Here is a 12,164-nt window from a genome sequence, read left to right on the forward strand (position 1 = left end):
TTCAGCGTCTCGCCGGACGGGAGCGCGGTCTCGTGACCGGCTAGGCGGCGGATCGAGAAGGGCCGCAGGCGGCAACGCACGCGCAGTGCCGGAACCGCCAATTGACGTACCGGGCTTCCCAGCACCTTGCCCTCGACCGCGAGCCGCTCCGGAAGGAGCAGTTCGAGGTCCGGGTTGAAGAGATCGTCCTGGTTCGGACCGGCGGCGCGCGTGCGGGAGACCATTGTGACGCCACTCTCAGGCCGCCATCGTCTGGAGCGCGGGCGAGACGGGGATGACCGTCGCGCTCGTCATCAGAACGATCAGGCCCTGCGCGGCGCCGGTCATGTCGAGATACGCCCGTACCTGAGCCCGATAATGATCGAGCGTCTGCGGGTCGGGGTTCACATCGCTTTTCCAGTCAACGATCACGGCCGGCTGGCCGGCCGGATCGAGGGTCAGCGCATCCGCCATGCCAGCGGTTGCGACCAGTTCGGCATCTTCACGGCGAAGGGCGTAGACCGGATACTCGGCGAGCAACGCAGGCCGCAGGGAGGTGATCTCAGACAAGGCCAGCGTCCGGCCGACACAAAGCGCAAGTTCATCGGCGGACAGCCCGTTCGCCGGATCCGCGGAAGGGGACATGCCGAGCGCACGGATAAGAGCTTCGGCCCGCGCGCGCAGGGGCGCGGCGCCATCTTCACATTCGCCGGTCAACACCTCTTCCATGAGCTTGTGCAGGATGAGGCCGCGTTCGCGCCCGCCCTGGATAAGCGCTGGCGCTTCGGGTTCGGGTCTCGGCCCATCCTCCGAGCCGGTCCAGATATCGACGTCTTCTTCCTGCAGCACCGGACCCGCCGCATTCTCGGCGCGGCTCGGCGCGAGCCAGGTCAGGCGCACCTGGCGTTCGGCAATCGCGCTCGCTTCGGCCGCGAAGCGCTCGCGCGTCTGATGGTTGTCCACATCGCCGGCCGCGACGATCGGATCGAGCGGCAAATGCGAAGCATCGATAGCGGGAAGCGCGGCAAGGGACAGATCGACTAGGCCGATCCAGGCCGATTTCGAAGGCGTCACATCCAGTCGTGGCAGCACCAGGAGTTCCCGGGCGCGCGTCGCTGCCACATACCAAAGCCTGACCCGCTCACGATCCAGTTCATCCTTCTCGGCCTGATACGCCAAATCGTATCCCGCCGGCGGGACGCCGAGGACCTTGCAGTAAAAGACGTCGGTCCGGCGATCGGTCACGGCGCTGCCAGGCGCCATCACGCCGGTCATGGTGTTGATCGGAATGACCACCGGCCATTCGAGGCCCTTGGCCGCGTGCATGGTGTAGAGGGCGACGGCCTCTTCCTGCGAATCGGGCCGACCTTCCACGGCACGCGCCTCGTCGGTCCAGGCGGCGGTCATGGCTTCGGCGAAGGCGCGCAGACCTCGCACGGCATAGCTCGTCGCGAGACTGAGATAGAGATCGACATTCGCGAGTGCTCGCTCGACCTGGCCGCGATGCCGGTCAAGGAGGATCGGTCGCAACCGAAAGACGTCCACGGCCTGCGAGAGAAGATCGTGAGGCGTCGTGCTGTTGCTGCGCCGTTGAAGCGCCTGGAGACGTTCGATGACACCGCGCGCCAGCGGATGGGCGATAGCCGCTGCGTCGACACTGAGGTCGAGCCGCGGGATGCGATCGGGTTCATCCTCGGAGCGCGGAAGCGCCCAGACGATATCGAGCAGTTCTTCTTCGCTGAGACCCACGAGCGGGCCGCGCAGCAATGCACCGAGCGCCAGCATGTCGCGGCGGTCGGCCAGCACGCGCGTCAGAGCGATGAGGTCCTGAATCTCCTGGCGGCGAAACAGGCCTTTGCCGGCCTGGGTCGCGACCGGGATGCCGCGTCGCTCCAGGGCTTCCTCATAGCGCCAGAGGTCCGCGCCGGTCGGCGCGAGAAGGGCAATGTCGCCGGGCTGGCAAGGACGGTCCTTGCCGGTCTTGCGATCGAGAACGGGATGGCTGCCGATCATCCGGGCACAGAGTTCGGCCACCACATCGGCTTCGGCGTCACGCTGCTGTTCGGCGCTGGCCTTGTCGTTTTCATCTGCGACGGCGATGTCCAGCGCGGTGACGCAGACACCGTCGCCGCGATCGTCGTGGAAGGGATCGAGCGCGGTGAAGCCGGGCTGACCATCGGCGGAAAGAATGGCCTCGAACCGTTCATTGACGAAGGTAAGGATCGAGGCGCAGGAGCGGAAATTGGTCGAGATCGACACGAGGCCATCCGCGTTCTGCTGAGAAAAGGCCGCGCGGGCCTCCACATAGGCGCCGACATCCGCGCCCCGGAAGCGATAGATCGCCTGCTTGGGGTCACCGACAAGGAAGAGTGCGCCCGGCCGAATCCGGAAGCGTGTCCAATCTTGCGCACCGTCAACCGGATCGCCGCACAGTCGCCAGAAGATTTCCGCCTGGAGAGGATCGGTGTCCTGGAATTCATCGACGAGAACGTGGGCATATCGCTGGCCCAGCGCCTGCCGCACGGCTTCATGATCGCGCAGCAGATCCCGCGCGGCGTGGATGAGATCGTCGAAATCGAGCTGGGCGCTGGCGCGCTTATGGTCCCGGTAGCGCTGCAGGATCGGCCGGGCTTGCTCGATCAGCCCCGACAGGATCTGGCCGGAGGTCGCCTGAAGCAGCGCCGTCCATGCGCCGCAACAGGCCTCGTAGAGGCTTTCGGCCGTGTCGTTCAGCCTGTCGCCATCGGCCTTGGAAAGGCCGGCCTGCTTGGCGGCGGTGGCCCATTTGCCCTTCTTGCGGTAGCAGGAGAAGCTGCCGGACTTGGTGCACAGATCGGGATGCGGGCGGGAAACCAGCAGTCCGACCAGACCCGCAGGCCTGGCCGCGTCGGCGCCGGACGGCAGAGCAGCCGCCATTTCGGACAGACGCGCCGTGATGGCGTCCGTTTCCGGCTCATGCGCGCCGGCCGTTTGGGTGAAGGCGAGGAGGTCGTCAACGGCCTGTCGGAAGGTCTGGAGATGATCGGCGAGCGGCATCACCACCGGCGCGACGAGGCTCCTGCGCCGGCGCAGCGCTTCGGCGATCTTATGCATCAGCGCCACGGTCTCTGCGGGACTGTGCAGCACCATCTCGGCCAGGATGCCACCATGGCCGCCGGACAAGCGCTCGCGCAGCCAGCCATCGACGATTTCGATGAAGGCGAGATCAGCCTGGTTCCGATCCAAGACGGCGGCGCCCGGATCGATATTCGCCTCGGCCGGATAGGGCTTGATGAGACGCTGGCAGAAGCCGTGGATGGTCGAACAGGTGATCTCGTCGATCGCGGCGGTCGCAGCGATCAGATTGTCGCGCTGCGCCTGCGACAGTCCGCCGGGCAGTCCGACAGCGAGCTCGGGTGCGATGCGGCCAGCGGCGAGATCGGCGGCGAAATCCCGGACGCGCGAAAGCAGTTCGCTTGCAGCCAGTTCGGTGAAGGTGACCGCGGCAATTGCGCGCGGTGCGACGCCCTGCGCCAGCATGACGGCGATGCGGCCGGCCATGACCGCAGTCTTACCCGATCCCGCGCCGGCTTCGACGAGGATGGAGCGATCATGACGGCTGATTGCGTCATGTCGGGCGCCGTCATCCTTGAGGATCTTCACGCTGCTCATCATTCAGCCTCCCAGACCTGAGCGAGATTGCCGAGCCGTTCGGTCGCGGCAGATTGCTTGCGTTTGCAGTAAGTGGCGCCGGCATTGGCCGGCAGGGCGAAGGCGAGATCGTCATAGTCGCCGCCCGTATCCGGACCGGGCAGTGCCGCGCCGCCCGCAAGCGCGGTGCGTGCGGCCAGGAGATGGCCCGTGATGTCCGCAAGCACGGCTTCCGGATCGTCAAGTTGAAGATCCAGCGGTTCGCGCGGATAGAGCAGCGACGCGCTGATCGCGACATGGTCGCCCAAGAGCGCCTTGACCGCGAAGGCGTAAAGACAGCGCTGAAGCTCGCGCCCGCCGTTCAGACGAATCTCGCCCTTCGGGGGGCTGCCGGTCTTGTAATCGCGCACCAGCGCGCGGCTTCCGTCACCGGCGATGTCGAGCCGGTCGATATAGCCTGCGATCTGAAAGCCCGTATTCGGGATCGTCACGGGCAAGCTTGCATCCCACGGAGGCTCCGCCGTCGATTTGGGTTCCGACCCTCCGAAAGGCACTTCGCCATAGGAGCGGTTGCCCGGCAGATGATCATTGCCATGGGCGAGCGCCTGACCGGCCAGATTGCGTGCATCGCCGAGGGTTCGGTCCCAGATGACATTGGGAGGGATGGGGCGCTCGCTTTCCCATTCGGCGGCCACTGCGGCCGAAGCCTCGGCCACAGCGACCTCGATGGCGGATGTATCGGCTGACGCCAGGCCGCCGGTCGCTTCGAGATCTCGCAGAGCACGATCCAACACCAGATGGACGAGCTCGCCAGCCGCGAGCGCATCGAGCACGAGGGGTTCGGCGCCGCTTTGCGGCGCTTTCCAGCCGAAGGCATAGCGCCAGACAAAACCAAGCGGGTTGCGCAGCAGCGTCTTGAGCGAACTGGCCGACTGAGTCCGAGCGAGGATCGCGAGAATAAGCGGATGGTCGGGACGGACGAGGCCGTCATGGGTTGTGACTTCTGCCAAGCGCCAGTCACGCCAGCAGGCACGTGCGCCGATCGCCTGCGGATCGGCGGCGAATTCCTGCGGCCGGGCCATGAGCCGGTCGGTTTCGCTGAAGGCATGCGCGGGGACGGCGTTGCGGCGTAGATAAGTTTCATCGCCATGGGCGGCGAGCAGCGGACTGCGCCCCAGCAGCCGGCCGTCGCTGTCGCGCCGGGCACGCGACAGAATCACCTCGCCGCAGGTGGTCGCGAGGATCGTCTCGAAGTCACGACGGTCGGCCAGGCTGACGGGGAGCGGGTCGAGCTCGGTGGTCGGAATGATGTGGTCGGGGATCAGCCGGTCCTCGGCGATTCCGCGCGGCCAGCGCGAGGAGTTAAGGCCGATCAGCCTGACGAAACGGCGTGGCGATGCCGCAAGGGCGCTGGCCGGCATCCAGGCCACCGACATGCAGGCCTCCAGCCCATCATCGTGTTTCAGCGTTTCAAGCGTGACATCGATCGACGCGGCAGGGCCGGCGAGCAACGCCTTGCGCCAGATCGACAAAGCTCGGCCCTTGAGGAAGGTCTCGCCGATCTGCTGCGCGGCGTCAGGCCCTTTTGCCAGCAACTCGACCGCCGCGCGCAACGCCGGAACATGATCCATACCATCGGACCAATCGTCCGGTTTGAGGCGCGTCAGCAGGCGGCTCCAGGCCGCCGACGTGGACAAGGGCGCATCGCGCGGCAGGAGCCGCAGCCAGCCTTCGGGAAGCGAAGCAAGGGGCGCCGAATCGCGGCACAGGGCCACAAGACGGCGCAGACGCGACTGCGAGAGCCCGCGCACGACGATGTCCGCGAGCGCTGCGGCCGCCTGTCCCTCCCGCGCGGTGGCGACGCGGACACCGTGAACGAAATGCAGGTCGATATTGGCATCGGCGCGCAGCGCCAGGAAATGGTCGTCGTAATCGGCCGCCGAGGCAGTAGCGATGGCGATGTCGGAAGGCGAGACGCCCGACGCGAGCAACGCGCGCGCCCAGCGCATGGCCTCGATGGCTTCGTGATAGGCGGTCGCGGCGCTAACGGAACCAACCATCGGCCCTTCGGCCTCGCCGCGCACAACAACGACGCCGGTATCGCCAAGCCAGACCGGGACTGAACGGGGGCCGGCGGTCCATTGCACCGGAATGCGCGCGGCGAGCGCCTTTACCAAGGGGCGCCAGCACGGAGAAAGTTCCGTGAGGCCGACGATCTCGATCGCGCCGAGAACGGCCGGCGCATGTCCAAGACAGCTGTTGGCTGCCGTGACGATATCGACCGGCCGCATCATCCCTTCGGGAAGTTGGGTGAGAACGGCCGCCTCCAGGCGGGCGATGGCCTCGAGACGGGGATGATCGCCCGACCGGGCGGCCAAATCGATGCCGGCGCGCCAGGCCTTATGGAGCGTGTCCGCAGCCGCGCCGATCATGCCCGGCAGCATCTTGATGCTGTCCAGCTCACCCATGGGCGTGGCGGGGAGAACTGCCTGAATCGCCGCGCGTAGGCTTTCCTCGTCGATCGGCTGGACAAATCCACCGGCGAGCCGCACGGCGGCCTGTTCGAAGGACATGATCTGAAGGCCATGGCGACCGCCGCGCGCCGCCGCAAGGCGGGCCTCCCGCATCGCCAGGCGACCGTGAACGACAAGTGTGGATCGAATCGAGGCCGCCATCGCCGTTTCCCCTTCCAGATTACTTCTTGTTCGGGCGCTGGGTCAGCGCCGAGGCCCCCGCGCTTTTCGCGGCCTTGCTGCTCTTGGGGTCCCTCAGAACCTTGGATGCGGCGCTTGCCGCTTTCTTGCTGGTCACTTCGCGGTTTGGACTGCGTTTGGGCATTGCCTTTCCTCCCGGATTTCGCACTCGCCCTCATTGACGAGTGAGCCTGATAGGGATAGTAGTTATCCGAATATAAAAAATATGTCCATATACTTTTTATCTCCATCTTGGGGTTGAAAGCTGAAAATGATGAGAGAAGCCGCGACGGTGTTGAAATGGGGTGTGGAGCGCCGGCTCGAATTCATTGAATTCCGGCTGTTCTGGGAGGGCGGCGTCAACCGCTCCGACATTATCGAGATGTTTGATGTGTCCGTCCCCCAGGCGTCGAAGGACCTGACGCTCTATCAGGAGCGTGCGCCGCAGAACGCGATCTACGACAAGAGTGCGAAACGCTATGTCGCGGGGCCCCAGTTCTCGCCGACTTTCCTGAAGCCGGACCCAGACGGGTATCTTTCGCGTCTACGATCGTTGGCGGAAGGTCTCACCGACCATGGCGACTCCTGGATCGCGAATCAGCCTGAGACCGACATCGCACTAACGCCGCGACGAAAGGTAGACGCAGATGTATTAAAGGCCGTTCTCCAAGCAGTCCGCGAGAACCGTTCGCTCGAAGTCCACTATCAGTCGATGGGGAGCAGACGAACCGACCCAACATGGCGTCGCATGACGCCGCATGCCTTCGGCTACGACGGCTTTCGTTGGCATGTTCGCGGCTATTGCCATATCGATGAGAAGTATAAGGATTTCCTACTTCCGCGAATCCTCGGTGTGCGCCATATGGATGTGCCTGGTCCAGGCGGCGATCAGGATGTCTTGTGGAACAGGACCTTCGATATTGAGATTGGCCCCCACCCTGGACTGACCGCCAGTCAGCGCGTGGTGGTCGCGAAGGACTACGGCATGACGAATGATCGTGCCGTCCTTACGGTTCGGTACGCGATGCTATTCTATGTGCTTAAGCGGCTGGGGCTTCTGGGAGACGCAAGACAGCATAATCCACGCACCCAACATATTGTCGCGCTCAATCCCCATGAGACAGAGCGAGCGCTGCAGCGTGCGGATTTCGAGTTCGGCGAAGTCGGGCAGGCTCAGAAAAAAGTCGGAGATGCTCGATGAGGGGCCGCGGCAACAGCTTTACAGTGCTTTTTTAAGCCTATTTTCAGTCCGGTAGTGCGGTTCAGGTGATGCACCATCGGTTGCACAGATGATGTGTTGACTTGGTGGGTTTAACCGCCAGTCTACAAGTGGGCGGTGTCATCGATTCGGTGAATGGGGATATGGACCAAGCGAGCATTGCGGTTCGCATGGCGGCGAAGGGATTGGTCGAAGCGCATCGCGCATCGTTGACCAGCCGCGGAGTTCTGTCCCAAGGCCCGGACATGCCGCTTACTTTGCGACGCGGGATGGCGCTCGTTTCGGCGGTTGCTTTGGCGGATGGCCATTCCTCAGACATTGCAAGTCAGGTGAATGATTTCACAACGCTCGCAACAAGGCCTGTCCGCGAATGGGGTCCGGCTTCTCTTGTGCTGTGCGAAGAACGGAACGCCATCCTTCTGGATGAAGGCTACGGCATACCCACGGCTGAATGCATTGATCTCGCTGAAATCAGGGACGAAGGATCGATCGTGGAGGATATCTTCCACGAGAAGTTGAGAACGGGCCTGTCGCGGGTCGGAAAGAATGCAGACAGCCTTTATCGGGCAGTGCGCGAAAACATCATCCGGAAACCTTGCAGGACAAGAAAGGAAGTCCTGGCCTTCGCCCTCGAAGTTCCAGAACTCGCCTCGGAAATCCCGACCTTCTTTTCTCCGCTGCCGGCTTCGGCCCTTCACGGAAAGACATTGCGGCTTTGCGCCCGCTGCAACGCGCCCCTTTTTGCCGACCCCGACCGCTCGGCTTATCCGAACGGCCGCTGTGCCGTCAGGGAATGCCGCATGTCTTGGCCGGATATGGCCGTTGGCGAAGAGCACCAGATTCCCGTCCATGACGACTGGCGCATGGCGAACCCCGTCATCATGACCTTCTGGGTTGGGCCGGGCCTGCCGGAAATCGCGCTTTATGATGCTCTCCGCAAAAAGCGTGAGGATGTCGTTCTTTATCCCATGTGCGATCTCGCCGACATCGGGATCGAGGGAACAAAGATTGGCATAGATGTGAAGTCCTATTCGAGCGCGGCCGTCCTGGGGAAGCGCTTCTCGGCGAACATTGGAGGCATGCATGCCTTCCGCCGCCGGATCGTGGCTGTCCCCGATTTCTGGATAAAGGTCGACCGGGATTACCTGCGCACGGCATCGGCCGTTTGCGGAAACAAGGACGGCATCGAGTTCATGTCGGTTTCGCAGGTCGCGGAGGCGTTTTCTTGAGAGAGCGTCCCGAAGGCTTTTCGAATGTGCTCGCCATCCAGTGGCTGTGCGCTGCCGTCGAGCAGTTCACAGGGAGCAACGAACTGGCGGACACGCCCGGATTTCTCTCTGGCTTTTCCTCGATCGCAGACCATCCCTCGCTGGCACCGTTCGCAAAAGCTGCCTTCTCGCTCCGCCAGCTTGGGGTGAGCTATACCTCGGAGAACGAACTCCGCCAGGCGGTCTACGATTTCCTGACATGGGAGGAGATGCGCCGGGAAGAAGCCGAAAACTACGTCGACCAGCCCTACAGCATCGACCCGAGGTCGAGGCGCATCACCTTCAAGCGGCGCGCCGGGAATGACCCCAGGATCGAACAGTGGGCGCAAGCACTCGAGAACGGCATTGCCGTTCGCATACACGGCATGTCCCCCGCCGAACCGGACAGGGCGATGGGTGTCGATCCCCGGGAAGCAGGAGCGCGGCGCATCAATATCGACCTCGTGGATGCCGCGGAACATTTGCCCGAGCGGCCTGTCCACGACAATTCCCCGCGCGAGCGCCGTCCCGTCTCTATCCCTCTGGGCGAACTACAGGCCATTGCGGAACGGTTCGACGCCATTGATGCGGCCGATCCCAACAGGACGCCCAAGGCATGGTCGCGGCGTCTTCGCGATGCGAGAGGGGCAGCAAAGGTGGATGTGCTGGTTCCGGCAGCCGACAGGGCGAAGCTGGTACCGACGGATACCATCACGCTTGATGGCCTCAAGCACATGATCGGCCTGCCCGGAACAGGCAAGACGACGCTGGTCACCCTTATCATTGCCTGGCTATACGAACGGAAGCTCCGCACGGTTGTCCTGCTCCCCTCGATTGAGGTCAGTTTCAACCTGATGTCGGACCTGTCCGGTTACGGGGTCGATGTCGGGCTTCTCATGGGACAGTCACCTGAAACCCGTCTCAGCCATGCACGCAAGCTGGCCGAGCGCATCGGCTCGATGGACGGTGCCAGGGGGTTCGGCCGTACCGTTCCGTTTGCAGACCTCATGTCGGTGAACTGTGCGCTGGCCGGGTTCGACGACAGGCATGACGAAGAACAGCCATTTCCCCATATCGATCCGCCCTGCACGCGCATCTCCCAGGCAAAGCTGAAAGCCGACGGCACGCCGCGAGACAAGGAATCGACCCTGTTTTGCCCTGTGTCCTCATGGTGCGGCCGCATGAAAGCGGCACGGCAGCTTGCCGAACGCCATGTCTGGCTCGGACACGTGATGTCGCTCGATACGAGAATGCCGCCGCATTTCGCCGAAGAGCACATCCGCCACATCGAAGCGGTCGCCCGGACGGCGGATGTCGTCATCGCGGACGAGGTGGACGGTATCCAGTCCGTTCTCGACAGCAGAGCCGTTGGCGAGATCACGATATCCGGCGCTCAGTCTTCATATGAAAACAGGCTTCTCGACGACCTCCTGAAGCCGATCGCGCTGGGCGAGAACGACCGGACAGGGACGAATGTCGCCGATTACGCCTCCAAGGCGACGCGCTTCATCGACCTCAACAGGTTCCTGGTCAGACTGCTGCAGAACGACCGGGCCTCATCCGGCAACCGTTTCTTCGCCAGCTATGACGACGCCTTCATAACAGGCAACAGGGTGGTCGCCGACCTCTTCGGCGATCCCACCAAAAGCCGCGGCAACGATGCCGAACGGGCGGCCGAGGACGAACGGGTCGGCGCGATCATGGCGTTCTGGGACGCCTGTATAAGACAGGTGCTCTTCAGGACGCTGGACACTGCCGAGGGCGAGGAGCGGGATTTCGACATCCGGCGGACCTCCATCATCCTGTCGAAATCGGAAGGGGAGGTACAAGAGGCGTTCCGCCGGATCTCCGATGCACTCCAGGACTGGCTGTCTTACCCTTCGAGCGTCCAGAAGGCGGACGCCATCGAGGAAGCGCGCAAGGCGATGATGGCATTTGTTCCGCCGAACTCCGAACTCGGCATTGCGAAATCCACGGCGCTCTTCACCTTCCTGGTCAACGTCTCCAGCGTGATCATGCAATTCCTGTCCCTGCTGCCGGCACAACACGTCATGGCGGCCGAGGGCGTTCACCGCTCGCCGATATTCGTCGACGGCATCAGCATGGATTTCGGACGGCTGCTCCCAGATTCAATTATCGGACGGCTGGCGGGCGTGCGCTTCCTCTTCCAGCAGCGCAGGGGCCGCAATAGCCTCCAGCTTCATTATGTAACGTTCGAGGGAGCGCCCAGAATGCTCCTTTACCGCCTGCATGAACTACTCCGCCATGACGGCGTAAAGCGCGGGCCGAACGTCCTGCTTACGAGCGCAACATCCTTCCTGGCCAACAGCCCGGCTTTCCACGTTCCCGTCGGGCCTGACTATGTGCTCCGCCGGACGGACAACGATACCGCATGGAAGGAAAGCCGTTATCTCCTAAGGCCGATACCCGATCCCCAGAACCCGAAGAAGGCGCTGCGGTTCTCCGGCGCACCCTACGAAGACCGGGAACGCATCATGCGTGCGATGACGGACCACTTCGTCAGGGAAGGGGGCCTGCTGCAAAGCCTGCTCTCGGATTCCTTCGCCAAGGGCCGCAAGCTTGCCTTCGTCGTCAACGGCTATGAGCAGGTCCGGCTGGTCAAGGACTATGCAATGTCCGTATCCGAGCGCAACGGGCGCAGGCTGGTCGCCGTCGTCAATGCGGTCCCGGAAGGCAACATTGGCGACTACGTCACCGCCGCCCAGGTCGAAAGGCTGGGCGAACGGGACGACTGGGATGCCGTCGTCTTTCCCATGAAAGCGCTGTCACGCGGCGTGAACATCGTCTTCGGCGGGCCGCTTTATGCCGGAACAGAACTTGAGGACAAGGCGGCTATCGGAACGGTCGCCTTTCTGACGAGGCCGCATCCCGCGCAGGAGAGTTTCGACTTTGTCGCCGGGATGGTCGGCCGAAGCTCCATGGAATTCGACCGCGAGGCCTTCGGCAAGGACATGAAACCGCGTGATCTCGTGGAACGGCTGCGCACCATCCGCCGCCAGGCCATGACCGACGTTCGCAGGCTTCTTCGCCACTCGGTCCGGTTCGGGACGCTCGGCAATCTCAATGACGCCTTCGTCGCCGATGTGATGATCGATGTCATCCAGACCATCGGGCGCTCCATGCGCAACGGATGCAAGACACGCGTCCTGTTCGTTGATGCGGCCTGGGCACCGAACTCCACCCGGCCGGAGGGTCCGGCCGAAGACACGGCCTCCACCAGCTATCTCGTTGCCATGCAGCGCATACTCGACCGCCTCGTGAATTCTGGGGATGCCGTGCACGCCGAAATCTACGAGGCCCTCTACAGGCCGTATCTTGAACCGCTTTCCCGATGCCACGGCCTGTCGGCCAAGGGCACCGCGGAACAATAGGAAG

General features: G+C 63.5%; 6 protein-coding genes. 3 read left to right on the forward strand and 3 right to left on the reverse strand.

Translation table 11 applies throughout. The features are described 5' to 3' along the window. Positions 1–237 precede the first annotated feature (237 nt). Genes D3227_RS28530 through D3227_RS41840 form a run of 3 tightly spaced genes read right to left on the reverse strand, consistent with a single transcriptional unit; the run spans position 238 to position 6,447 of the window. A complete protein-coding gene (locus tag D3227_RS28530) occupies positions 238–3,633 on the reverse strand; it encodes a UvrD-helicase domain-containing protein (RefSeq protein ID WP_120017576.1) in 3,396 nt (1,131 codons plus the stop codon). Continuing rightward, positions 3,630–6,284 (reverse strand): PD-(D/E)XK nuclease family protein, encoded by a 2,655-nt coding sequence (locus D3227_RS28535; protein WP_208646455.1) that lies wholly within the window; start codon positions 6,282–6,284, stop codon positions 3,630–3,632. The genes D3227_RS28530 and D3227_RS28535 overlap by 4 nt, the downstream gene beginning before the upstream one ends. A 19-nt stretch (positions 6,285–6,303) precedes the next feature. Then, positions 6,304–6,447, reverse strand: coding sequence for a hypothetical protein (locus tag D3227_RS41840; protein ID WP_167480890.1), 144 nt, complete (start codon positions 6,445–6,447; stop codon positions 6,304–6,306). A 126-nt stretch (positions 6,448–6,573) separates the two neighbouring features. Here D3227_RS41840 and D3227_RS28540 point away from each other — a divergent pair, with 126 nt between their 5' ends. From D3227_RS28540 to D3227_RS28550, 3 genes are all read left to right on the forward strand, one after another. Further along, on the forward strand, positions 6,574–7,503 hold the full coding sequence (locus D3227_RS28540) for a helix-turn-helix transcriptional regulator (RefSeq protein ID WP_342634018.1): 930 nt from the start codon (positions 6,574–6,576) through the stop codon (positions 7,501–7,503). Between the two features lie 104 nt (positions 7,504–7,607). Further along, positions 7,608–8,750: a restriction endonuclease-related protein gene (locus D3227_RS28545; protein ID WP_245451915.1), complete on the forward strand. Its 1,143-nt coding sequence runs from the start codon at positions 7,608–7,610 to the stop codon at positions 8,748–8,750. Continuing rightward, the gene (locus tag D3227_RS28550; protein WP_120017579.1) at positions 8,747–12,160 is read left to right on the forward strand and encodes a pPIWI_RE_Z domain-containing protein; all 3,414 of its coding nucleotides are present in this window, start codon (positions 8,747–8,749) and stop codon (positions 12,158–12,160) included. The genes D3227_RS28545 and D3227_RS28550 overlap by 4 nt, the downstream gene beginning before the upstream one ends. Positions 12,161–12,164 lie beyond the last annotated feature (4 nt).

It is taken from the genome of Mesorhizobium waimense, from assembly GCF_003601975.1.
Taxonomy (GTDB): domain Bacteria; phylum Pseudomonadota; class Alphaproteobacteria; order Rhizobiales; family Rhizobiaceae; genus Mesorhizobium; species Mesorhizobium waimense.